This is a genomic window from Bradyrhizobium sp. DOA9, assembly GCF_000617845.2.
Lineage (GTDB): Bacteria > Pseudomonadota > Alphaproteobacteria > Rhizobiales > Xanthobacteraceae > Bradyrhizobium.
Window position 1 is genome coordinate 3,494,487 of the sequence record NZ_DF820425.1, and the last position, 23,010, is coordinate 3,517,496.

Genomic DNA, 23,010 nt, shown 5'->3' on the forward strand with positions numbered 1-23,010 from the left:
ACCATTGAGAACGTCTCGCCACATCGAAAGTTTAGTGCTCCGAGCAAGTCGCAGGTTCAAAGCCCGGCGGCCAGAGACGGCGGTTCACGCCGCCCCGCCGTGCTCCAGGGCCGCGATTTGCCGTGTTTCGGCACGTTTCCGGCAGCCAAGGACGGGCAAAGAGATGCAGCGCGGCAACAGGTCTGCATTAAAACGCAGTGCTTACGAATTATGTTGTAGTATCAATCCCTTACATCTGCGATGGAACGCGTGGGGAAGACCTGATCGGGCGGGTGCGGCGCCAATTTGGCCGCATTTGCCAGTGCTTGTGCCTTCTCTGAGGCCGCTACCCCGCGGCGACTTGCCATCAGAACAATCCGTTCCGGCCGTCCGCCCTGTGCAGTCCGGGATCGGTGCGATTCTGCCGTCAGAATGAAGGAATACAATGCGTAATCTTCTCGTCGCTCTCACCCTGCTGTCGGCCTCCCTTTCGACGGCGGCGTTCGCCCAACAAGGGCGTGGCACGGACGCCGAGCAGAAGGCCTGCACCCGCGATGTGCAGAAGTTCTGCCGTCCGGTCATCGACCAGGGCGATTTCACCATCCTGGCCTGCCTCAAGGAGAACCGGGCCAAGATCTCGCAGGCCTGCGACCAGGTCCTGAAGAACCACAATCAGTAAACTCGGCCATTGGCCCCCCAAAGGCGGCCCTCGGCCGCTTTTCCGGACGCAATCCGAAGGGGCAACCATCGACGGACAGGATTGGTTTTGCGGCCGTATTCCCCTATATGGGGGCCGCGGCGGCATCGCCGGCATGAGCCCGCGCGAGCCAAAAAGCCCTTCCTGTCCAAACGATTGTAAACCAGCCCTCGATGACCTCTGCGAGCGAATTGCGATCCGGCAAGGGTGACCGCGACGAGAATTTTCCCGTCGCGTCCTGGATCATTCATCCGCGTCATCGCGCCCTGATCCTGGCCTATTACAATTTCGTCCGTACCGCCGACGACATCGCCGACCACGCCACGCTGCCCGCCGACCAGAAGCTTAGCTATCTCGACCTGCTCGAGGCCGAGCTGCTCGGCAAGGGCGACACCCAGCCCGAGGCCGTGAGCCTCCGACGCGCGCTGGCCGAGCGCGGCATGGCGCCGCGTCACGCGCTCGACGTGCTGATCGCCTTCCGCATGGACGTGACCAAGCTGCGCTACGAGACCTGGGACGAGGTCATCCATTATTGCCGCTATTCGGCGATGCCGGTCGGCCGCTTCATGCTCGACGTTCACGGCGAGAGCACTTCGACCTGGGCCGCCTCGGACGCGCTCTGCGCGGGCCTTCAGATCAACAATCACCTGCAGGATTGCGGCAAGGATTATCGCGAGCTCGACCGCGTCTATCTGCCGCGCGATGCGCTGGCAGCACACGGCGCCTCGGTCGAGCAGCTCGGCCTCGCGCAATCGCCGCCGGCGATGCTGGCCTGCCTGCAGTCGCTCGCCGCGCGCAACGAGGCGCTGCTCGAGGAGGGCAGGTCGCTCGCCGCCGAGATCCGGGATTTCCGTCTCGGCGTCGACGTCTCCGTCATCCAGGCCTATGCCGATCGCATCGTGCGCCTGCTCAAGGTACGCGATCCCTTGCGCGAGCGCGTGCATCTGAACAAGTTCGAGCTGCTCGCTTTCAGCCTCGCCGGGATCATCGGCGAGGTCGGCCGCCGTGCGGTTGGTCGCAAGGCCATTTCCAGACCGGGGACTGCCCATGACGCTTGAGGCGACCACGCCCGGCGCCAATTACGGCTCGACCGCATCCGGCAGCTCGTTCTATGCCGCGATGCGCATCCTGCCGCGCGACCAGCGCGAAGCGATGTTCCAGATCTACAGCTTCTGCCGCCAGGTCGACGACATCGCCGATTCCGACGGCCCGCGCGAGGAGCGGCTCGCCGCACTTCAGGAATGGCGCAACGACATCGACGCGCTCTATCAGGGCCATCCGCCGCCGCGGCTGAAGGACTACGTCGCCTCGGTGAAGACCTTCGGGCTCAAGCGCGAGGATTTCCTCGCCATCGTCGACGGCATGGAGATGGACGTGCCGCAGGACATCCGCGCGCCCGACATGGCGACGCTGGATCTGTATTGCGATCGCGTCGCCAGCGCCGTGGGACGGCTGTCGGTGCGCGTGTTCGGCATGCCCGAGGAAGACGGCGTCCTGCTCGCGCACCATCTCGGCCGCGCGCTGCAGCTCACCAACATCCTGCGCGACATCGACGAGGACGCAGGCCTCGGCCGGCTCTATCTGCCGCGCGAGGCGCTGCTGCATGCCGGCATCACCTCCAACGATCCGAACCGCGTGATCGCCGAGCGCGCGCTGCCGAAGGTCTGCCTGCCGCTGGCGCAGCGCGCAAAGGTGCATTTCGAGAAATCGGACGAGATCATGAACCGCAACAGGCGCCGCGCCGTGCGGGCGCCGCGGATCATGTCGAAATATTATCATTCCATTCTGGACCTCCTGATCGCGCGCGGCTTCGCCGCGCCGCGCGAGCCGGTGCGTGTGTCGAAGATCACGCGCATCTTGATCCTGCTCCGTTACGCTTTCATCTGATGCAAAACACAGCTCACATCATCGGTGCTGGAATTTCCGGCCTCTCCGCCGCCGTGCGGCTCGCCAATGCCGGCTTCAAGCTCGCCGTGCACGAGGCGACGCACCAGGCCGGCGGCCGCTGCCGGTCCTATTTCGACGGCGCGACCAACCTCACCATCGACAACGGCAATCATCTGCTGCTGTCGGGCAACAGCCATGCGCGGGCCTATGCGCGCGCGATCGGCACCGAGGCGGGCCTCGTCGGCCCGGAACGCGCTCAATTTCCGTTCGTCGACATCAAGACCGGGCAGCGCTGGCAGATCGATCTCGGCGACGGCCGGTGGCCGACCTGGGTGCTCGACGAAAGCCGCCGCGTGCCCGACACCGGCCTTTCCGATTATCTCAAGCTGGCGCCGCTGATCTGGGCGTCGGAGAACACGCTGGTCGGCAAGTCCATACCGACCGAGGGCATCCTCTATCAGCGCCTGGTGCAGCCGCTGCTGCTGGCAGCTCTCAACGTCGATCCGCCCGAAGGCTCGGCCGGGCTCGCCGGTGCGATCGTGCGCGAGACGCTGCTTGCGGGCGGGCAGGCCTGCCGTCCGCTGATCGCGCGCGATGGCCTCAGCGCGGTGCTGATCGAGCCCGCCGTGACGTTTCTGCAGGAACGTGGCCACAGCGTTCAGCTCGGCCATGAGCTGCGCTCGTTCGTCAGCACCGACGGCAAGGTGACCGCGCTGAATTTCGGCGGCGAGGATGTGATCCAGCTCGGCGCGGGCGATGTCGTGGTGATGGCGGTGCCGCCGCGCGCGGCTTCCAGCCTGCTGCCGGGCCTGAAGACGCCGACCGAATTCCGCGCCATCGTCAACGCGCATTTCCGCTTTGGGCCGCCGCCCGGCTCGGCGCCGATCCTCGGCGTGATCGGCGGCGTCGTGGAATGGCTGTTCGCGTTCCCGAACCGGCTCTCGGTGACCATCAGCAACGGCGACCGTCTCGTCGACATGCCGCGCGAGGAACTGGCGCAGACGATCTGGAACGAGGTCTGCGAGGCGGGCGGTGTTTCGGGCGAGCTGCCTCCTTGGCAGATCGTGCGCGAGCGCCGCGCCACCTTTGCGGCGACGCCGGCCCAGAATGCCCTGCGTCCGGGGCCGGTCACCGCGCTGAAAAACCTGTTCCTCGCCGGGGACTGGACTGCTACGGGATTGCCAGCAACCATCGAAGGATCGGTCCGGTCGGGTGACCGCGCCGCCGATCTGGTTCTGGCCGCCCAGGGCTCTTGACTAAAAGCATCCTGAAAGGCGGCCCGACGGGCAAATGTCCCGGTCAACTTTCAATCGACTATCGGAGCAATCGAGCGACATGGATTCCGTGACCGCGACCAGCCGCGAAGCTTTGGAATCGAGCATTGCATCGGCGACCCATGGCCTCGTCGGCTTCCAGCAAGCCGACGGCCATTGGGTGTTCGAGCTCGAGGCCGACTGCACGATTCCGGCCGAGTACATCCTGCTGCGCCACTACCTCGCCGAGCCGGTCGACGCCGTGCTCGAGGCCAAGATCGGCAACTATCTGCGCCGCATCCAGGGCGCCCATGGCGGCTGGCCGCTGGTGCATGACGGCGAGTTCGACATGAGCGCCAGCGTGAAGGCGTATTTCGCGCTGAAGATGATCGGCGATTCCGTCGACGCGCCGCACATGGTGCGCGCGCGCGAGGCGATCCACGCCCGCGGCGGCGCGATCAACAGCAACGTTTTCACCCGCTTCCTGCTCGCAACCTTCGGCGTCGTGACCTGGCGCGCGGTGCCGGTGCTGCCGATCGAGATCGTGCTGCTGCCGTTCTGGTCGCCGTTCCATCTCAACAAGATCTCCTACTGGGCGCGCACCACCATGGTGCCGCTGATGGTGATCGCCGCGCTGAAGCCGCGCGCGAGGAATCCGAAGGGCGTCGGCATCGACGAATTGTTCCTGCAGGACCCGCGCTCGATCGGCATGACGGCCAAGGCGCCGCACCAGAGCATGGCCTGGTTCCTGCTGTTCCGGTCGCTCGATGCGATCCTGCGCGTGATCGAGCCGCTGTTTCCGAAGAGCCTGCGCAAGCGCGCGATCGACGCCGCGCTCGCCTTCACCGAGGAGCGGCTCAACGGCGAGGACGGCATGGGCGCGATCTATCCGCCCATGGCCAACATCGTCATGATGTACGACGCGCTCGGCAAGGACGAGAATTATCCGCCGCGCGCGACGACGCGCCGGGGCATCGACAAGTTGCTCGTCATCAAGGACGACGAGGCCTATTGCCAGCCCTGCGTCTCGCCGGTCTGGGACACGACGCTGACCGCGCATGCGCTGCTGGAAGCCGGCGGCGACAAGGCGGTGCCGGCGGCCAAGCAGGGCCTCGACTGGCTGATCCCGAGGCAGGAGCTCGCGGTGAAGGGCGACTGGGCGGTGAAGCGGCCTGACGTCCGCCCGGGCGGCTGGGCCTTCCAGTACAACAACGCGCATTACCCCGATCTCGACGACACCGCGGTCGTCGTGATGTCGATGGACCGTATGCGCCGGGAGCACGGTGCGACCGGCTATGACGAGGCGATCGCCCGCGGCCGGGAATGGATCGAGGGCATGCAGAGCGACGACGGCGGCTGGGCCGCCTTCGACGTCAACAATCTCGAATATTACCTGAACAACATCCCGTTCTCGGACCACGGCGCGCTGCTCGATCCGCCGACCGAGGATGTCACCGCGCGCTGCATCTCGATGCTGGCCCAGCTCGGCGAGACCGCGAAGAGCAGCAGGCACGTGGCCGCCGGGGTCGCCTATTTGCGCAAGACCCAGCACCCCGAGGGGTCCTGGTACGGCCGCTGGGGCATGAACTTCATCTATGGAACCTGGTCGGTGCTGTGCGCGCTCAACATGGCCGGCGTCGACCACGAGGATCCCATGATCCGCAAGGCGGCGGACTGGCTGGCTTCGATCCAGAACGAGGACGGCGGCTGGGGCGAGGACGCCGTCAGCTACCGGCTCGACTACAAGGGCTGGGAAGCCGCCCCCTCGACCGCCTCGCAAACGGCATGGGCCTTGCTTGCCCTGATGGCGGCAGGCGAGGTTGATCACCCGGCCGTCGCCCGCGGGGTGGAGTACCTGATTGCAACACAGAACGAAAAAGGACTGTGGGACGAGCAGCGGTACACCGCCACAGGCTTCCCCCGCGTGTTCTATCTACGTTATCATGGTTACCCGAAGTTCTTTCCGTTGTGGGCGTTGGCGCGGTATCGGAACTTGCGGAACACCAACAGCAGGGTGGTAGGGGTCGGAATGTGACTTTGGGGACGGGGGACTATGTTACCGTGGGTCAGGCCATCGACCCGCGGCCGATACTGATCGTGACCGGATTGGTTCAGGAGGCCCGCATCGCGGCCGGGCCTGGAATGGCGGTCATCTGTTCATCCAGCAGCCCGACCCAGTTGCGGGCGCTTCTGACGGTGGTGGACCCCGAGACGATTCGCGGCGTGATCTCGTTCGGCGTGGCCGGCGGGCTCGACCCGAGCTTGCGCTCCGGCGACGTCGTGCTGGCAACCGAAGTGCTCGCTGGCGACGCCCGCTGGGCCGCCGGCCTGTCGCTCGGCGACGACCTGATCGAGCGCCTGACCTCCGGCCGCCGCCGCGTCGTGCGCGGCAGTCTCGCCGGCGCCGAGGAAGTGGTCACCAAGCGCTCCTGCAAGGCGGCGCTGCACTCGGAGACGGGAGCCGCCGCCGTCGACATGGAAAGCCACATCGCGGCCGCCTACGCCACTGAAGCCGGGCTGCCCTTCGCCGCCGTCCGCGTCATCAGCGATCCCGCCCACCGCGCGCTGCCGGCGCTCGCCCGCGCCGCGATCAAGCCCAACGGCCAGATCGACCTCGGAGCCGTGCTGCGCGGCATCGCGCGCAATCCGGCAACGCTGCATGCCCTGGTCTCGACCGGCATCGACTTCAACCGCGCGCTGCGGAGCCTGCGCGGCTGCCGGGATTATTTGATCGGGACGGAGTTCGTCGAGAGCGAGGCGCTGGTGTCGAAGGCGGCCTGAGCGGGGTCGTTCCAGTACGCAAGAGGAAAGGCCCGGTCGTGCGACTGGGCCTTTTGTTTTGAGCTGCGCGACTACCGTCACGGCGAGTGGCGTGCATCTGCTCGCTTGAATGTAAGCCCGTGTGAGCTTATCTTACATTCGTCTTACCTCGGGAAGGTCCAGGCAATGGCCGGCACGGACAAGCTTACCACCGTCGTTTCCACTAAGGGACAGGTCATCCTGCCGAGCGCTATTCGCAAGGCGCGGGAATGGAAGGCAGGAACGCGGCTCACCGTCGAGGAGACACCGGAGGGCGTCCTGTTGAAGCCGGCGCCGGCCTTCGCGGCGACGCGTCCGAAAGAGGTGTTCGGTATCTTGGCTTATCGAGGCAAGCCGAAAACGCTCGAAGAGATGGACGCGAGCGTGCTGGCCGAAGCCAGGCGGCGGCATGATCGCGATTGATACCAACCTCATCGTCCGCTACCTGACCGGGGATCACGTCAGTCAATCCCGGCGTGCCCGCGGCTTGATTGACGCCGAAAGCGTCTTCGTCCCCATCACGGTGCTCCTCGAAGTCGAATGGGTGCTGCGAAGCGCGTACGGCTATCGGGCCGCCGACGTGGTGCACGCGCTACGTGCCTTCGCCGGACTTCCGACCGTCACCGTCGAGGACGGCACGACGATCGCGGCGGCGCTCGACCTTGCCGAGAGAGGAATGGATTTCGCCGATGCGCTGCATCTGGCGAGATCCGGACATTGCGAGGCTTTCGTCACGTTCGATCGCAAGCTCATCAAAGCTGCGAAAGTGGCGGGCTGTGAGGGGGTCCGGGAAGCGCGGTGATCGCGGCGTTCGTCCGACTGATCGTCCGCGCAATTAATCGAGCGGCGGTCGCAGCACGAACAAGTTCAGCAAGAGGGTCGGCTATTCGGGCTGAAGCCGCGCGCAACGGCTGCTGGAAGCGATGTCCACGGTCCGGCGGCGCTCCGCTGGGGGCGTAGAAGGACGGCGTCGCCTTGCCGCGCCACCTCGATCGCATCGCACGAGAAATGAACTGCACCGGCAATCGGACGAACTGGAAGTTACCGACCTTGAAGACCTTGGCGACGTAGGGCAGGGCAGCCTCCTGTAAACGCTTGAGCGAACATACACCTTGAAGTCGAACCAGGCGAATCGCCCCGGAATGACGACGAGAGCCGCGGCAGGCGGCTGGTCAAAATGACCCGTCGGGCAAAACACCTGCACCTCCGTCAACCCCTCTGCGCGAAAATATTCTTCTTTTCAGAATTTCGGATTTATGGCATAGGACGCTCATCCCGGCCCTCCCAGAGGGGCGCTTCGCGATCGTCACGAGATGCGGGTCGGGGTGCGGTGGACGCGGTAGCGCCGGCGCGGAAGGCGATGACAGGGACGGGCGACCGTTGAGTCAGGCGCGACGCGGGACGACCGGCGCGGTCACAGCGGTTTGGTCAATGGTCAGGGGCGCGCACATAAGCTCCGGGCGCTGAGGCCGGGCCGTCCGCGGACGGAGAAGTCGTGTGGTCCTGACGCCCGAAGGCTGGCGTCAAGCAATGCGGTGGTGCGGCGGCCCGACCGGGCGCGCATCGATCAGCCGCAACGCGACGGGGGCAACAGTGCATCGCTCCCCGAGGAGCAACTGTGCTGAAATAGACCGCCGATCAGCCGGCCTCAAGGCTGGCGCGAAGACGCGCCCCCGCCTTCGGCGGCTGACGGCCTTGACCCCGTCCGCTCGCCGGTCTGTCGGCTTGGCATGCGCTCGGTCCGGGACCGAGCGCATGGAGGCGCGCTCGATCAGTTCACCGCAACGCATAGCGGGCGGGATCCCATTTCTCGCCGCGTGCAATCATCGTGTTGAGAATGACGATCAGCTTGCGCATGCAGGCAATCACTGCAACCTTCTTCAGCTTTCCCTTGGCGATCAGCCTTTCATAGTAGGCCTTGAGCACCGGGTTGCTCTGGGTGGCTGCGCCGATACAGGGCATGTAGAGGGCGTTGCGGACCCAGCGCCGACCGCCCTTGATGTGGCGCTCACCACGCCGTTTGCCGCTGTCGTCGTCATAAGGAGCGGCTCCCAACAACGCGGCAGCGACCTCCTCGCGCACTGTCCCGAGCTCTGGGAGGCCCGCAAGGAGGACCGCAGAGGCCACATCGCCGAGACCCGGCACGCTCTCGATGATCTCGGCGCGTTTGGCAAATGCCGGTGTGGCCTTGATCGTGGCGGTGATGGCGTCCTCGATCTTGGCCGTCTCGATGTCGAGGCCCTTCAAGACGCGAGCGTGGGCTTTCTGAACCGCTCCCGGCACCGCATGTTCGTTCTGGCTTTGCAGGCGGATCCTCAGATCAACCAGGGCTTTGCGCGCTTTGACTAGTGTCGCCAGCTCGTCGCGTGCGGCATCGTGGATCTGGTCCAATACTTCGTCGAACGTCTCGGCGAACCAGGCGATCATCTCCGCGTCGATCGTATCGTTCTTGGCGAGCCGTCCGGCCGATCGGGCGAAGCTGCGCACGCGCTTGGGATCGACAATCCGCACCTCGATGCCAGCCTGACGCAGCACCCTGGCCCAGTCCCGCTCATAGCCGCCGGATGCCTCCATCACCGCCTTGGCTACTTTGTGCTTGCGCAGCCAGGCCACCAGTTGGCGGTGCCCCGCTGCGGTGCTCGGGAACGTTTGCCGTTGCGACAACGGGCGGATGCATGCATCCACCTTGCCCTTGGCCACATCGATACCGACGACAATGCGATCGTTTTGTGCCATCATCCACTCCCTTCCTTGCTCGTCCGGGCTCGAAGCCCATGCAACTGTTCGGGTTGAGGAAGACACACCGGATCTGTCCCTAGCTCCCCGTCAGGCTCCCAGGCCTTTGAGCACGAACGGGCTCAGATCTAGCGACGGGCGGTTGGTGAGAACCGCCCGTTCGCGCATTCTGGCAGATTTTGCGGACACAAGATCACGAAGGACACGTTAAAACCATCCGCGCAGGGAAGGCCGGGCGACCGGCTCGCCTGTGATCCACTCCGTGTGCATTTCTGTGCATACGGATTGCGGGTGCCGCCGGCGCCCGGCCTTCCCTGCGCCCTCTGGTCTTTCATGGGCGTGAACGAACAGCAAAGCTCGGGCGAAACAAGCCGCGAGAACGCGCAGGTATGTCTGCAGGCAAGAGTGCGCATGTTAACTGCAAGCTGGTGCCGCACACTCCGTCATTGCGAGCGCAGCGAAGCAATCCAGACTGTCTCCGCGGATAGATTCTGGATTGCTTCGCTGCGCTCGCAATGACGCTGGGGTCAACAGCTGGCTCCAAGCCCCACGAAGCTTGCGCAAAAGAAAAGGCCCGGTCGCGATCGCGGCCGGGCCTTCGTCGTGAGGGTTGATTGCGTGTGCTTACGCCGCCGTCGAAGCCTTCTGGGCGGCCTTCGCCTGCGCGGCGGCGGCTTCGTCCTTGCGGATCTCGGAGAGCTTCTTCTGGACCTGCTCCGAGAAGATGTACTGCGCCGGGCGCTGCTTGGTGAGGTCGATCTCCGGCGCCATCGGGCCGCTCGTCCGCACGCCGCGCAGTGCCACCCACATCGCCTTCAGCGGGTTGTTGAGCGCTGCGGTCGCGGCCGTGGGCTCGTAGCCGCAATGGGCCATGCAGTCGGCACACTTCTCGTACTTGCCGGTGCCGTAGGAATCCCAGTCGGTGGTCTCCATCAGCTCCTTGAAGGTTTTGGCGTAGCCCTCACCGAGCAGGTAGCAGGGCTTCTGCCAGCCGAAGATGTTGCGCGCGGGCATGCCCCACGGCGTGCACTCGTATTCCTGGTTGCCGGCGAGGAAGTCCAGGAACAGGCCGGAATGCATGAAATTCCACTTCTTGCCCTTGCCAAGCGCAAAGACGTCGCGGAACAGCTTCTTGGTCTTGGTGCGGTTGAGGAAGTGCTCCTGGTCGGGCGCGCGCTCATAGGCGTAGCCCGGGGACATCGAGACGCCGACACCGAGCTCGGTGGTGAGGTCCAAGAACTTCGCGATCTCCTCGGCCGGGTGGCCGTCGAAGATGGTGGCGTTGACGTTGACGGTGAAGCCGCGCGCCTTGGCCGCCTTGATCGCCGAGACCGCGCGGTCGAACACGCCCTTCTGCGAGACTGCCTTGTCGTGGTGGTCGCGCAGGCCGTCGAGATGCACCGAGAAGAACAGATAGGGCGAGGGCTCGAACAGATCGAGCTTCTTCTCGAGCAGCAGCGCGTTGGTGCAGAGCGAGACGAACTTCTTGCGCTCAACGAGGCCGCGCACGATCTCACCGATCTCCTTGTGGATCAGCGGCTCGCCGCCGGGAATCGCGACCATCGGCGCGCCGCACTCGTCGGCCGCGTCCCAGCACTCCTGCGCGGTCATGCGGCGGTTGAGGATCGCATCGGGATAATCGATCTTGCCGCAGCCGACGCAGGCGAGGTTGCAGCGGAACAGCGGCTCCAGCATCAGCACGAGCGGATAGCGCTTGCGGCCAAGCAGTTTCTGCTTGAGCAAATAGCCGCCGATACGCATTTCCTTGAAGAACGGGATGGCCATTACAGGTTTCTTTCTGGGCTTTTCAATTCGGGTGGGTCAGCTCGCGGCCAGTTGGGCCGGAAGCCGGAATTCGATGTTTTCCTCGCGGCCCGGCAACACCGAGACCTTCACCGGTCCGATCCGCCGCATCGCTTCGATCACGTCATCCACGAGTACCTCGGGCGCCGAGGCGCCGGCCGTGACGCCGACGGTCCTGGCATCCTTCAACCACTCCGGATTGAGCTCGCTGCCGTCGGCAATCAAATAACTCACGACGCCGGCCTCAGTGCCGATTTCGCGGAGCCGGTTCGAGTTCGAGCTGTTGGCAGCGCCCACCACCAAGATCACGTCGACCAGCTTGCTCAAGTCCCTTACCGCAGATTGGCGGTTCTGTGTCGCATAGCAGATATCCCGGATATCCGGACCTTGAATGTCTGTAAAGCGGGCTTGAAGGGCCGCGATGATGTCCTTGGTGTCGTCGACCGACAGGGTGGTCTGGGTGATGTAGGCCACTGGCGTATCCGCCGGCAGGGTCAGGGCGTTAACCTCTTCAACGCTTTGGACAAGCTGCACCGGCCCCGGGACCTGGCCCATGGTGCCCTCGACCTCGGGGTGGCCGGCATGGCCGATCAGGATCAGGGTGCGGCCCCTGCCGATGTAGCGCTTCCCCTGATTGTGAACCTTCGTGACCAGCGGGCAGGTGGCATTGAGCACCGGAAGGTCGCGCGCGGCGGCCTCTTCCTCCACGCTGCGGGCGACGCCGTGGGCGCTGAACACCGTCACCGCCTTCGGTGGAACTTCGGACAGCTCCTCCACGAAGATCGCACCCTTGTTCTTCAGGCTCTCGACCACGTATTTGTTATGCACGATCTCATGGCGCACGTAGACGGGCGGGCCGTACTTCTCCAGCGCCCGTTCCACGATCTCGATTGCACGCACCACGCCCGCGCAGAAGCCGCGCGGTTGCGCCAGATAAACTTCCATGGGACGCCCATCACGCAAGTTGCACCAATCCGCTCTCGCAAAGTCCCCAAGCGGCACTCCGATACTGACCAATGAGTTGCAATATCCGCACCATTGGTTCGCGCCTGAGGTAGCTACCCACCCCTGCGGGGAGTTCCGGCGCATGGAGGCGCAATACTTTGTGTCAAAAAATCGGCGGGAGCGAAAGGTGGAACCGAAGAAACAGGCGCCTCTAAGGTATTTTAGTAGGGGTTGCGGTCTGCCTGCATGCGCGACATTGCTGCATAGTCCTTCGTCACTTTCCCGCCTCAACTCAACGGCTATACCGGCCGCCCGCATGATTTTGCCACGGTCTCCCGCCGTTTACTCGAACCTTCTGGCGGCGAGAACCACCCAAAACAGCAATAGGTTTCGCCCGGGAACTCCGATAAACAGCGGGCGTTTCCGGCAAGCTGTTAACCGCAGAAAGAAAAGAAGTGCTGCAAAGCGTCGTCGTTGCCATCGTCAGGGCCTGCACCCGGTTTGCCTCCCTCGTCGTCGTAGTCGGGCTCCTGCTCTCGGTGGGGGCGGGCTATTACGCTGCGCGCCACTTCGCCATCAACACCGACATCAACTCGCTGATTGCCCAGAATCTGGACTGGCGGAAGCGTGACCAGCAATTCGACAAGGCGTTCGATCAGAACGAAACGATTCTCGCTGTGGTCGAGGCCCGCACACCGGAAATGGCGAGCGCTGCGGCGGACGCACTCTATGCCAGGCTGAAGGACGACAAGACCAACTTCCACTCCATGCAGCAGCTCGGCAGCGGCGAGTTCTTCGAGAAGAACGGCCTGTTGTTCCTGCCGACCGAGGAGGTCGCCAAGGCCACCGGCCAGTTCGAATCCGCAGCGCCCCTGATCGAGATCATGGCCGGCGATCCCTCGATCCGCGGTCTCACCGGGGCGCTGGAGACGGGCCTTGCCGGGGTCAAGCGCGGCCAGGTCAAGCTCGACAACACCGAGCGCCCCTTCAACCTGATCGCGCAGACGGTCGAGACCGTGCTCAACAAGGGCAACGCCAGCTTCTCCTGGCGCGAGCTCGTCGGCGACGAGCCGCTCAAGGACTCCGACAAGCGCACCTTCATCGAGTTCAAGCCGATCCTCGACTACAACGCGCTGGAGCCGGGCAAGGATGCGACCGACGCCATCCGGAAAGCCGCGGCGGATCTGGATTTTGCCGGCAAATATCAGGCGCGGGTGCGACTGACCGGCCCGGTGCCGATCGCCAACGAGGAATACGCGACCGTTCAGGAGGGCGCGGTCGTCAACGCCGTCGGCACGATTCTCGTCGTGCTGGTCATCCTGTGGCTCGCGCTGCATTCGTCGAAGATCATCTTCGCGGTGTTCGTCAATCTCTTCGTCGGTCTTGCGATCACGACAGCCGCCGGCCTGATGATGGTCGGGTCGTTCAACCTGCTGTCGATCGCATTCGCGGTGCTGTTCGTCGGCCTCGGCGTCGATTTCGGCATCCAGTACAGCGTCCGTTATCGCTCCGAGCGATACAAGCACGACGACCTCGCGGGCGCGCTGGTGCTGGCCGCGAAGCGCTCGGCGGTGCCGCTGTCGCTGGCGGCAATGGCGACGGCCGCGGGCTTCCTCTGCTTCATGCCGACCGATTACCAGGGCATCGCCGAGCTCGGACAGATCGCCGGCGTCGGCATGCTGGTGGCGTTCATCTCGTCGATCACCGTTCTGCCGGCGCTGCTCAAGCTTCTGAACCCGCCCGGCGAGCCGGAGCCCGTCGGCTACGCCTTCCTGGCGCCGCTCGACCACTTTCTCGAGAAGCATCGCGTGCTGATCGTCGGCGGCACGCTGCTGCTGGCGCTCGGCGGCCTGCCGTTGCTCTATTTCATGAAGTTCGACTTCAACCCGATGAACCTGCGCAACCCGAAGGCCGAATCGATCGCGACCTTCCTCGATCTGCGCAAGGACCCCAACACGGGTGCAAATGCCATCAACGTGATGACCACGTCCGAGGAGCAGGCAAGGCAGATCGAGGCGAAGCTGGAGAAGGTGCCGGAGGTGCTCAGGGTGATGTCGCTCAACAGCTTTGTGCCGCAGGACCAGGCGCCGAAGCTGAAGCTCATCGCGCAGGGCGCCAAGGTGCTCAATCCCGCGCTCAACCCCGATCAGATCGACGCGGCGCCGACGGACCAGGAGAATGTCGAATCGCTGAAATCGTCGGTCGACAATCTGCGCCGGACGGCGGGCGAGGCGAAGGGTCCGGGCGCTGTCGCCTCGCGCCGTCTTGCCGACGCGCTCGAGAAGCTCGCAAACGGCGACGAGGCCACGCGCAACAAGGCGCAAGACGTGTTCGTCGCGCCATTGAAGATCGTGTTCGACCAGCTCAGGAACGCGATGCAGGCGGGTCCCGTCACCCTGAGCTCGCTGCCGCCCGATCTCGTCAGCGCCTGGAAGAGCAAGGACGGCATCATCCGCGTCGAGGCGTTGCCCAAGGGCGATCCCAACGACAACGATACTCTGCGCAAATTCGCGGCGGCGGTGCTCCAGGCCGAGCCGACTGCGATCGGCGGTCCGGTCTCGATCCTGAAATCCGGCGACACCGTCGTGAAGGCGTTCATCCACGCCGGCATCTATGCGCTGCTGGTGATCGGGCTCCTGCTGTGGATCACGCTTCGCCGCTTCGTCGACGTGCTGATGACGCTGGTGCCGCTTCTGGTTGCCGGCGCGGTGACGCTCGAGATCTGCGTGTTGATCGGCCTGCCGCTCAACTTCGCCAACATCGTCGCGTTTCCGCTGCTGCTCGGCGTCGGCGTCGCCTTCAAGATCTATTATGTCGTGGCATGGCGCTCGGGCAGGACGAACCTGCTCCAGACCAGCCTGACACGCGCGATCTTTTTCAGCGCGCTGACGACGGCGACCGCGTTCGGCAGCCTGTGGCTGTCGAGCCATCCCGGAACGTCCAGCATGGGCAAGCTGCTGGCGCTCTCGCTGGTGACGACGCTCGCCGCCGTGCTGCTGTTCCAGCCGGCCCTAATGGGCAAACCCCGCAATCTCAGGGAGTAGGCAGATGTCGCCGACCGGGTCGGCGGCGGCGCCCTTCTGACCGGGTTTCGCTGTGCTGGCGGCCTTGGGAGCTGCGGGCGCAGGCGCGGTGGTGCCGCTCGGGGCTTGGGCCGCCTGGGCCCCTTGGGGCTTCGGCGCAGCGCCGCTGGATTTCGCCGCGCCCTTGGCCATGGCGTTGGCAGGGCTCGAGGGGATCGGCGGGCCGACTCGGGTCCAGGTTTCGCCGCCGCAGAGAAAGCCCATGACGCAGCCCTTGATCTCGAGCTGGTCGGGACCGGCCGGCGTGATGGTCGCGCTGTAGAGCTGGCCGTCCTTGGCGTTGTAGACCTGTCCTTCCCACTGATCGACGCCGGGCTTCTTCTTCATGTCGATCAGGGTTGCCATGCCGAGCGTCGGCCTGTTCTTTTTCGAGACGTCCGGGTTGTTCTCGTCGCGTCCGCCGGGCTGCTTTTCCCAGGAGACCGCGCCCCACACGCTGCCATAGCATTGGGCGACGCGAATGTTGGCAACGCCGTCGGCGACCCGCCAGTCGCCGGTCGGATCCACGGCAAGTGCGGGCGTCAGGCCGGCGTAACCGCCAGCCAGTATTAGTCCGGTGTAAAGGGCCAAACGCATGTGTGTTCCTTGGCAGTGCAACATGGTCTAAAGCTGTGCTTGCGAAGATGGTCCGAAAAAGGGCAAAAGGCCGCACAGCCGTTTTCAGTAACGGTCCGTTTTCAGTTGACGAGACGGCCCTCAAGCGAAGTATGTAGCGGATGCACAGCCCAAATCCAGACATGTCTCAGCTATTCGCGGACCGTCAGGCCCAGCGCAGCACCCTGCATAACCGGTATCTGAACGAGCAGTTCGTTCGGGTTCTCAAGACCATCGGCTACGATGTCGGCTTCCAGAAGGGGCAGGGGCAGTACCTCTACGACCGCGAGGGCGCGCGCTATCTCGACCTGTTGTCCGGCTTCGGCGTGTTCGCGATCGGACGCAATCATCCCGTCATGCGCGAGGCGCTCAAGAGCGTGCTCGATGCCGACCTGCCCAACCTCGTCCAATTCGACGTCTCGACGCTGGCCGGTGTGCTGGCCGAGCGCCTGCTGAAATACGTTCCCTATCTCGACAAGGCGTTCTTCGCCAATTCCGGCGCCGAATGCGTCGAGGCCGCGATCAAGTTCGCGCGTGGCGCGACAGGGCGTCCCGGCATCGTCTATTGCGCGCACGGCTATCACGGGCTGACCTATGGTGCGCTGTCGCTGACTGGCGACGCCAACTTCCGCACCGGCTTCGAGCCGCTGCTGCCGGGCTGCACCCCGATCCCGTTCAACGACCTGGCCGCGCTGGAAAAGGCGCTGGCCTCGCGCGAGGTCGCCGCCTTCGTCGTCGAGCCGATCCAGGGCAAGGGCGTCAACATGCCCACCGACGAGTTTCTGCCGGGCGCGGCCGCGCTCTGCAAGAAATACGGCACGCTGTTCGTCGCCGACGAGATCCAGACCGGCATGGGCCGCACCGGCCGCTTCCTCGCGGTCGAGCACTGGAACGTCGAGCCCGACATGGTGCTGCTGTCGAAGTCGCTGTCGGGCGGCCACGTGCCGGTCGGCGCGGTGCTGACGCGCAAGAGCATCTTCGACAAGATCTTCAACCAGATGGACCGCGCGGTGGTGCACGGCTCCACCTTCTCCAAGAACGACCTGGCGATGGCTGCGGGCATCGCGACGCTCGACGTCATGGAATCGGAGAAGCTGATCGATGCGGCCGCCAAGCGCGGCGCCGAGCTGCGCCTCGCGCTGACGCGCATGGTGCCGGGCTACGAGCTGCTCAAGGAAGTCCGCGGCAAGGGCCTGATGATCGGCATCGAGTTCGGCCCGCCGAAGTCGCTGCGCCTGCGGGCCTCCTGGAACGTGCTGGAGACCGCCAACAAGGGCCTGTTCTGCCAGCTCATCACCGTGCCGCTGTTCAAGGATCACAAGATCCTGACGCAAGTCGCCGGCCACGGCAGCCACACCATCAAGCTGCTGCCGCCGCTCACCATCACCGAGGAAGACTGCAGCTGGATCGAGCGCGCCTTCGACGACGTCATCGCCGGCAGCCACAAGGTCCCCGGTGCGATCTGGTCGCTCGGCAAGACGCTGGTGGACAACGCGGTGCGGCGGTCGGCGTAATAAGGCCAATCGCTCCAGGCCGCCTCGTCCGCGGCCGAAACTTACTTCGCGAACTCGCGCACGGCTTCCACCACTTGCTCCGGCACTTCCTGCGCGACACAGTGCCCTGCATTCTCGAAAACCAGCGTGGCAACGTCCGGAATCAGCGACACAGCGCGTTGCGCCATTTCCTTGTAGATCGGGCCCGACTTCGCCGCTGTCGTGACGCACACCGGACAGTCGAGCTTGGTGAGCGAGGCAAATGGATTGCCGCGGGCATCGCCAATGTAAACCTGCTCCATCGCCTCGTAGATGGGACGCAAGATCGCGGCTTCTATTTCGGGCGTGCAGCAGAGCCGGATGCGGCCGTCGTCGAGCGGCGCGAAGCCGTGGCGCACATACGCCCGTAGCGAGGTTTCGGTCCAATCCGCAAACGCCGGTGCTGCGCGGTAACGTTCGAACACCGCGTCGGGACTGTCGAACTCGGCTCGACGGCGCAGCGTGCCCTGCACGCGGGCGAGCGATTCTTCGCTCAATGTTCCGGAGCGCGCGGCGCGCGGGTCCATGATGGTCGGCTCCATCACGAACAGGCGTGCGAAGCGACCAGGCAGGAGTTTCGCCGCAAGAAGGAGATCGGTCGCGCCCGCGCTGTGGCCGATTCCATAGATGTCGTGGAGATCGAGCGTATCGACCACCCGGCAGACGTCGTCAGCGTAATCGAGGAAGTGATAGGCGCCGGGTTTGTGGCTTGCGCCATGACCGCGGCGGTCAAGGGCATAGACGGTGTAGGTCGATGCGAGCTCGCGCGCGACCTCGTGCCATACATCGGCGACGAAACCGGTGCCGTGCACGAGCAGCGCGGCAGGCTTGCCGCTCTCGCCCCATTGCAGCATGACGATCTCTGCGTCGGCTGGACCGATTGAAAAGCGATGACCAATCATGATGGCTGGATACTACTTCGCATCCTCCAGGATCATGGCCGCGCCCTTCTCCGCGATCATCGCGGTCGGCGTGTTGGTGTTGCCCGACGTGATCGTCGGCATGATCGAGGCATCGACGATGCGCAGGCCGTCAAGGCCGTAGAAGCGCAGGCGCTCATCCACCACCGCCATCGGATCGTTTGCCGTACCCATCTTGGCGGTGCCGACGGGGTGGAAGATGGTGGTGCCGATGTCGCCGGCGGCCTTTGCCAGCGAGGCGTCGTCATCGCCGACGGTCGGCCCCGGCAGATATTCGCTGGGGCGATATTTGGCCAGCGCTTTCTGCTGCATCAGGCGTCGCGTGGTGCGAATGGCGTCGGCGGCGACCTGGCGGTCGTCGTCGGTCGACAGGTAGTTCGGCGCGATGACCGGCTTCTCGTCCGGGCTCGCCGAACGAAGCCGCACGTTGCCGCGCGAGGTCGGTTGCAGATTGCAGGCGCTCACCGTGATCGCGGGGAAGCGGTGCAGGGGATCGCCGAACTTGTCGAGCGACAGCGGCTGCACGTGAAACTGGATGTTGGCGCGCGCCCGCGTCGCGTCGGAGCGCGTGAAAATGCCGAGCTGCGACGGCGCCATGGTCAGCGGGCCGCGGCGGCGGAAGGCGTAGTCGAGCCCCATCAGGCCGCGGCGGAACAGATTGTAATAGGTCTCGTTCAGCGTGCGCACGCCCTCGACCTTGTAGATCGCGCGCTGCTGGAGATGGTCCTGCAAATTCCGCCCGACGCCGGGCTTGTCCATGACGATGTCGATGCCGAGCGGCGACAGCCAGTCGGCAGGGCCGATGCCGGAGCGATGCAGCACCTGTACCGAGCCGATCGAGCCTGCCGAGAGCAACACCTCGCGCTTCGCGCGCGCCTCGATGATCTCGCCGTTCCGCATGAAGCGCACGCCGACGGCGCGGCCCTGCTCGACGATGAGGCGGTCGACCAGCACGTGCTTCTCGAGCCGAAGGTTCGGACGGTTCAGTGCCGGCTTGAGGAAGCCGCGAGCCGAGGACCAGCGCCGGCCGCGCTTCTGGTTGACGTGGAAATAGCTCGTGCCTTCGTTGTCGCCGGTGTTGAAATCCGGGATGCGCTTGATGCCCATCTCCTCGGCGGCGTCACCGACCGCGTCGAGAATGGCCCATGACAGCCGCGGTGCCTCGATGCGCCAGCCACCGCCGGCGCCGTGATGCTCGCTGGCGCCGAGGAAGTGGTCCTCGATGCGCTTGAACAGCGGCAGCACGTCGTCATAGCCCCAGCCGGTCAGGCCCAGCTGGCGCCAGTGATCGTAGTCGGCAGCCTGACCGCGCATCGAGATCATGGCGTTGATCGCCGAGCAGCCGCCGATCACCTTGCCGCGCGGATAGGCCAGCGAACGGCCGTTCAGGCCGGGCTCGGCCTCGGTCTTGAACATCCAGTCCGAACGCGGATTGCCGATGGCGAAGAGATAGCCGACCGGAATGTGGAACCAGATCCAATTGTCGTCGCCGCCGGCTTCAAGGATGAGAACGCGGTTGCTTGGGGCGGCCGACAGCCGGTTGGCGACGATGCAGCCCGCCGTGCCCGCTCCGACGACAATGTAGTCAAACTCACCTTCAAGCCGCCTCGGCATTCTGCTTCCACCCGGATGATCTCTTTGCGTTCGTCTAATAGGCCGACGCAGCCGATCGGGACAAGCCCGCCATGCCGGGTGAACAGGGCTAGACCCCAATTGCCGGCGGTTGGGTGGACCGACGCTTGCATGGTAGACAGTCCGGACTTTCAACCAGCCTGAGACCTTCCATGCCCATCGTGAACCGCGTCGCCGACCTTCAACCCGATATCCAGGCCTGGCGGCGCGACATCCATCAGCACCCCGAGTTGCTGTACGACGTGCACCGCACCGCAGCATTCGTTGCGGACCGGTTGCGGGAGTTCGGCTGCGATGAGGTCGTGACCGGCCTCGGCCAGACCGGCGTCGTCGGCGTGATCAGGGGCAGCAAGCCGGCCGGCGAGGGGCTCAAGGCGATCGGCATGCGCGCCGACATGGACGCGCTGCCGGTCGAGGAGCAGACCAGGCTGCCTTACGCCTCCAAGATTCCCGGCAAGATGCACGCCTGCGGCCATGACGGCCACACCGCGATGCTGCTCGGGGCGGCCCGCTATCTCGCCGAGACGCGCAATTTTGCCGGCGATGCCGTGGTGATCTTCCAGCCCGCCGAGGAGGGCGGCGCCGGCGGCGCGGCCATGGTCAAGGACGGCCTGATGGAGCGCTTCGGCATCGATCAGGTCTACGGCATGCACAACGGCCCGGGCATCCCGGTCGGCTCGTTCGCGATCCGGCCGGGCCCGATCATGGCATCGACCGACGAGGTCGACATCATGATCGAGGGACTCGGCGGCCACGCCGCGCGTCCGCACAAATGCGTCGATTCCGTTCTCGTGGGTGCGCAGCTGATCACGGCCTTGCAGTCGATCGTGTCTCGCAGCGTCGATCCGCTGGAATCGGCGGTGATCTCGATCTGCGAATTCCACGCCGGCAACGCCCGCAACGTCATTCCGCAGACCGCGACGCTGAGAGGCACGATCCGCACGCTGACGCCGGAGGTGCGCAAGCTGGTCGAGAAGCGCGTCCATGAGGTCGTGGCGGGCGTCGCCCAGATCACCGGTGCCAAGATCGATCTGCACTACAAGCGCGGTTATCCTGTCGTGAACAATCACGCCGCGGAGACCGAGGTGGCGACGCGCATTGCCAAGCAGGTCGCGGGCGAGACCCATGTCCACGAGATGGCGCCGCTGATGGGCGGCGAGGATTTCGCCTACATGCTGGAGGCGCGGCCCGGTGCCTTCATCTTCTGCGGCAACGGCGACAGCGCCGGCCTGCATCACCCCGCCTACAATTTCAACGACGAGGCGATCGTCTACGGCACGTCCTACTGGGTGAAGCTGGTCGAGGAGCAGCTCGCGGCGTCGTAATTTTTCGTCCTTGCCGGCTTGCAGCGTCATGGCCGGGCTTGTGCCGGCCATCCACGCCTTTCCACGCAGCACAAAGGACGTGGATGCCCGGGACAAGCCCGGGCATGACGACGTCTGCTGAATGTTCAACAGCAATTGCCCTCTTCCCGTAAGATTGGGGAGGGGGAGAAGCGGCACCTTCAGAACATCCGCGAGAAGACCACGTAGAGCGTGGCCGACAGCATGATCGCGCAGGGCAGCGTCAGCACCCAGGCCATCAGCAGGTTGCGGATGGTCGACCATTGCAGGCCCGAACCGTTCGCCGCCATGGTGCCGGCAACGCCCGACGACAGCACATGCGTGGTCGAGACCGGCAGTCCGAACACGTCGGCGGCGCCGATCGTGCCGGCGGCCACGAGCTCGGCCGAGGCGCCTTGCGCGTAGGTGAGATGGCTCTTGCCGATCTTCTCGCCGACCGTGATGACGATGCGCTTCCAGCCGATCATGGTGCCGAGGCCGAGCGCGATCGCGACCGCGATCTTCACCCAGGTCGGGATGAACTTGGTGGCGGCGTCGAGCGAGCCCTTGTAGGCGTTCAGGGTGGCGATCTCCTCCTTGTTGAGGTCGTTCTCCTTGTCCTTCATCAGGAAGCGGATCGCTTCCGAGGTCATGTACATGTCGTTGCGGGTGTTGCCGACGGCTTCCGCCGGCACCTTGTTCAGCGTGCCGTATTTGGCGACCTGATCGCCGATATCCTTCACCAGCACGGCGAGCGAGGGATAGGTGCCCTCGTTGATGTGGCGCTGCGTGATGTATTGCGTCACGGCCGGGCGGGGATCGCCGATGATGCTGTGGCCGGCGCCCTTCGCCGCGATCACCCTGGCGGCGGCATCCGAGGTCTTCTGGAACTGGACGACCTGGGATTCCGGCAGCGCGCGGTTGAGCGCGTAGGCCGTCGGCACGGTGCCGATCAGGATCAGCATGATCAGGCCCATGCCCTTCTGGCCGTCGTTCGAGCCGTGCGCGAAGCTGACGCCGGTGCAGGTCGCGATCAGGAGGCCGCGGATCCACAGCGGCGGCGGCTTGTTGCCTTCCGGCGCGGAATAGAGCGCCGGGTTGCGGACGATGAACTTGAGCAGGAGCAACAGCGTGGCGGCGCAGATGAAGCCGAATAGCGGCGACAGCAGCAGCGCGTAGCCGATCTCGGTCGCCTTGGTCCAGTCCACGCCCGAGGTGCCGTCGCGGCCGCGCATGACAGCGTTGGCGACGCCGACGCCGATGATCGAACCGATCAGCGTGTGCGAGGAAGAGGCGGGCAGGCCGAAGAACCAGGTGCCGAGGTTCCACAGGATCGCGGCGATCAGCAGCGCGAACACCATGGCAAAGCCGGCGCTGGAGCCGACCTGGAGGATCAACTCGACCGGCAGCAGCGAGACGATGCCGAAGGCGACCGCGCCGGAGGACAGCAGCACGCCGAGGAAGTTGAAGAAGCCCGACCACATCACCGCCATTTCGGCTGGCAGCGAATGGGTGTAGATCACGGTCGCCACCGCATTGGCGGTGTCGTGGAAGCCATTGACGAACTCGAAGCCGAGGGCGATCAGAAGCGCGACGAACAAGAGGATGTAGGGCAGGTAGGTCGTCACCCGGGTGCCGGTGGCGCTGACGTCGACATAGATGCTGTAGGCGACGAACAGCAGACCCCCGGCGAGCACGCCGAAGAACAGGATCATCGCCAGCGGATTGAACCCCTTGTCGAGATTTGGCCGCGAGGCCGGCTGGATCGGCGCGGGATCTGCCACCGCGCGGTCGAATGCAACATCGGTCATGTCGGGACGCCCCTTAA

Annotated in this window: 18 protein-coding genes; 11 read left to right on the forward strand and 7 right to left on the reverse strand. The window is 65.0% G+C overall.

Annotated features, from left to right (window positions below; translation table 11 throughout):
- The first annotated feature begins 424 nt into the window (after window positions 1–424).
- The 8 genes from BDOA9_RS16275 (at window position 425) to BDOA9_RS16310 (ending at window position 7,417) form a co-directional block, all read left to right on the forward strand.
- Window positions 425–658: a hypothetical protein gene (locus tag BDOA9_RS16275; protein ID WP_025035011.1), complete on the forward strand. Its 234-nt coding sequence runs from the start codon at window positions 425–427 to the stop codon at window positions 656–658.
- A gap of 191 nt (window positions 659–849) precedes the next feature.
- A complete protein-coding gene (gene hpnC / locus BDOA9_RS16280) occupies window positions 850–1,734 on the forward strand; it encodes a squalene synthase HpnC (protein ID WP_025035012.1) in 885 nt (294 codons plus the stop codon).
- The gene (hpnD, locus tag BDOA9_RS16285) at window positions 1,724–2,563 is read left to right on the forward strand and encodes a presqualene diphosphate synthase HpnD (RefSeq protein WP_025035013.1); all 840 of its coding nucleotides are present in this window, start codon (window positions 1,724–1,726) and stop codon (window positions 2,561–2,563) included. Before hpnC ends, hpnD begins: the two co-directional genes overlap by 11 nt.
- On the forward strand, window positions 2,563–3,819 hold the full coding sequence (hpnE, locus tag BDOA9_RS16290; protein ID WP_025035014.1) for a hydroxysqualene dehydroxylase HpnE: 1,257 nt from the start codon (window positions 2,563–2,565) through the stop codon (window positions 3,817–3,819). Before hpnD ends, hpnE begins: the two co-directional genes overlap by 1 nt.
- 79 nt (window positions 3,820–3,898) lie before the next feature.
- Window positions 3,899–5,851 carry a squalene--hopene cyclase gene (shc, locus tag BDOA9_RS16295; protein ID WP_025035015.1) on the forward strand — a complete coding sequence of 651 codons (1,953 nt, stop codon included), beginning with the start codon at window positions 3,899–3,901 and terminating at the stop codon, window positions 5,849–5,851.
- On the forward strand, window positions 5,848–6,597 hold the full coding sequence (locus tag BDOA9_RS16300; RefSeq protein WP_042336136.1) for a phosphorylase: 750 nt from the start codon (window positions 5,848–5,850) through the stop codon (window positions 6,595–6,597). Before shc ends, BDOA9_RS16300 begins: the two co-directional genes overlap by 4 nt.
- A 165-nt stretch (window positions 6,598–6,762) precedes the next feature.
- Window positions 6,763–7,038, forward strand: coding sequence for an AbrB/MazE/SpoVT family DNA-binding domain-containing protein (locus BDOA9_RS16305; RefSeq protein ID WP_025035017.1), 276 nt, complete (start codon window positions 6,763–6,765; stop codon window positions 7,036–7,038).
- Complete coding sequence (locus tag BDOA9_RS16310; RefSeq protein WP_025035018.1) at window positions 7,025–7,417, forward strand: type II toxin-antitoxin system VapC family toxin; 393 nt, start codon at window positions 7,025–7,027, stop codon at window positions 7,415–7,417. Before BDOA9_RS16305 ends, BDOA9_RS16310 begins: the two co-directional genes overlap by 14 nt.
- A gap of 974 nt (window positions 7,418–8,391) precedes the next feature.
- Here the strand turns inward: BDOA9_RS16310 and BDOA9_RS16315 are convergent.
- The 3 genes from BDOA9_RS16315 to ispH all read right to left on the reverse strand — a co-directional run bounded on the left by BDOA9_RS16315 (window position 8,392) and on the right by ispH (window position 12,099).
- Complete coding sequence (locus tag BDOA9_RS16315) at window positions 8,392–9,354, reverse strand: IS110 family transposase (protein ID WP_152033316.1); 963 nt, start codon at window positions 9,352–9,354, stop codon at window positions 8,392–8,394.
- A gap of 621 nt (window positions 9,355–9,975) precedes the next feature.
- Complete coding sequence (gene hpnH / locus BDOA9_RS16320; RefSeq protein ID WP_025035020.1) at window positions 9,976–11,136, reverse strand: adenosyl-hopene transferase HpnH; 1,161 nt, start codon at window positions 11,134–11,136, stop codon at window positions 9,976–9,978.
- Between the two features lie 36 nt (window positions 11,137–11,172).
- The gene (gene ispH, locus BDOA9_RS16325) at window positions 11,173–12,099 is read right to left on the reverse strand and encodes a 4-hydroxy-3-methylbut-2-enyl diphosphate reductase (RefSeq protein ID WP_025035021.1); all 927 of its coding nucleotides are present in this window, start codon (window positions 12,097–12,099) and stop codon (window positions 11,173–11,175) included.
- A gap of 455 nt (window positions 12,100–12,554) precedes the next feature.
- Here ispH and BDOA9_RS16330 point away from each other — a divergent pair, with 455 nt between their 5' ends.
- Window positions 12,555–15,143 (forward strand): MMPL family transporter, encoded by a 2,589-nt coding sequence (locus tag BDOA9_RS16330; RefSeq protein WP_025035022.1) that lies wholly within the window; start codon window positions 12,555–12,557, stop codon window positions 15,141–15,143.
- Here the strand turns inward: BDOA9_RS16330 and BDOA9_RS16335 are convergent.
- On the reverse strand, window positions 15,111–15,758 hold the full coding sequence (locus BDOA9_RS16335) for a DUF2147 domain-containing protein (protein ID WP_025035023.1): 648 nt from the start codon (window positions 15,756–15,758) through the stop codon (window positions 15,111–15,113). The two genes, BDOA9_RS16330 and BDOA9_RS16335, sit on opposite strands and share 33 nt — an antisense overlap.
- Window positions 15,759–15,898: 140 nt before the next feature.
- On the opposite strand from BDOA9_RS16335, the gene hpnO reads away from it, so the two are divergent.
- Entirely contained in the window at window positions 15,899–17,290 is a 1,392-nt protein-coding gene (hpnO, locus tag BDOA9_RS16340) for an aminobacteriohopanetriol synthase HpnO (RefSeq protein WP_025035024.1), read from the forward strand.
- 41 nt (window positions 17,291–17,331) lie between these two features.
- On the opposite strand, the gene BDOA9_RS16345 is transcribed toward hpnO, so the two are convergent.
- On the reverse strand, window positions 17,332–18,162 hold the full coding sequence (locus BDOA9_RS16345) for an alpha/beta fold hydrolase (protein WP_445291811.1): 831 nt from the start codon (window positions 18,160–18,162) through the stop codon (window positions 17,332–17,334).
- Window positions 18,163–18,222: 60 nt separating this feature from the next.
- The gene (locus BDOA9_RS16350; RefSeq protein WP_025035026.1) at window positions 18,223–19,842 is read right to left on the reverse strand and encodes a GMC family oxidoreductase; all 1,620 of its coding nucleotides are present in this window, start codon (window positions 19,840–19,842) and stop codon (window positions 18,223–18,225) included.
- Window positions 19,843–20,012: 170 nt separating this feature from the next.
- Between BDOA9_RS16350 and BDOA9_RS16355 the strand changes: the two genes are divergently transcribed.
- Complete coding sequence (locus BDOA9_RS16355) at window positions 20,013–21,185, forward strand: M20 aminoacylase family protein (protein WP_025035027.1); 1,173 nt, start codon at window positions 20,013–20,015, stop codon at window positions 21,183–21,185.
- Between the two features lie 179 nt (window positions 21,186–21,364).
- Here BDOA9_RS16355 and BDOA9_RS16360 read toward each other — a convergent pair whose 3' ends face one another.
- Window positions 21,365–22,993 carry an inorganic phosphate transporter gene (locus BDOA9_RS16360; protein WP_025035028.1) on the reverse strand — a complete coding sequence of 543 codons (1,629 nt, stop codon included), beginning with the start codon at window positions 22,991–22,993 and terminating at the stop codon, window positions 21,365–21,367.
- Between the last annotated feature and the right edge of the window lie 17 nt (window positions 22,994–23,010).

Excerpts from the sequence above, each read along its gene's own strand:
- BDOA9_RS16275 (WP_025035011.1), top strand. The coding sequence starts at position 425 with ATGCGTAATCTTCTCGTCGCTCTCACCCTGCTGTCGGCCTCCCTTTCG.
- hpnC (WP_025035012.1), top strand. The coding sequence starts at position 850 with ATGACCTCTGCGAGCGAATTGCGATCCGGCAAGGGTGACCGCGACGAG.
- hpnD (WP_025035013.1), top strand. The coding sequence starts at position 1,724 with ATGACGCTTGAGGCGACCACGCCCGGCGCCAATTACGGCTCGACCGCA.
- hpnE (WP_025035014.1), top strand. The coding sequence starts at position 2,563 with ATGCAAAACACAGCTCACATCATCGGTGCTGGAATTTCCGGCCTCTCC.
- shc (WP_025035015.1), top strand. The coding sequence starts at position 3,899 with ATGGATTCCGTGACCGCGACCAGCCGCGAAGCTTTGGAATCGAGCATT.
- BDOA9_RS16305 (WP_025035017.1), top strand. The coding sequence starts at position 6,763 with ATGGCCGGCACGGACAAGCTTACCACCGTCGTTTCCACTAAGGGACAG.
- BDOA9_RS16310 (WP_025035018.1), top strand. The coding sequence starts at position 7,025 with ATGATCGCGATTGATACCAACCTCATCGTCCGCTACCTGACCGGGGAT.
- BDOA9_RS16315 (WP_152033316.1), bottom strand. The coding sequence starts at position 9,354 with ATGATGGCACAAAACGATCGCATTGTCGTCGGTATCGATGTGGCCAAG.
- hpnH (WP_025035020.1), bottom strand. The coding sequence starts at position 11,136 with ATGGCCATCCCGTTCTTCAAGGAAATGCGTATCGGCGGCTATTTGCTC.
- ispH (WP_025035021.1), bottom strand. The coding sequence starts at position 12,099 with ATGGAAGTTTATCTGGCGCAACCGCGCGGCTTCTGCGCGGGCGTGGTG.
- BDOA9_RS16335 (WP_025035023.1), bottom strand. The coding sequence starts at position 15,758 with ATGCGTTTGGCCCTTTACACCGGACTAATACTGGCTGGCGGTTACGCC.
- hpnO (WP_025035024.1), top strand. The coding sequence starts at position 15,899 with ATGCACAGCCCAAATCCAGACATGTCTCAGCTATTCGCGGACCGTCAG.
- BDOA9_RS16345 (WP_445291811.1), bottom strand. The coding sequence starts at position 18,162 with ATGCTGCAATGGGGCGAGAGCGGCAAGCCTGCCGCGCTGCTCGTGCAC.
- BDOA9_RS16350 (WP_025035026.1), bottom strand. The coding sequence starts at position 19,842 with ATGCCGAGGCGGCTTGAAGGTGAGTTTGACTACATTGTCGTCGGAGCG.
- BDOA9_RS16355 (WP_025035027.1), top strand. The coding sequence starts at position 20,013 with ATGCCCATCGTGAACCGCGTCGCCGACCTTCAACCCGATATCCAGGCC.
- BDOA9_RS16360 (WP_025035028.1), bottom strand. The coding sequence starts at position 22,993 with ATGACCGATGTTGCATTCGACCGCGCGGTGGCAGATCCCGCGCCGATC.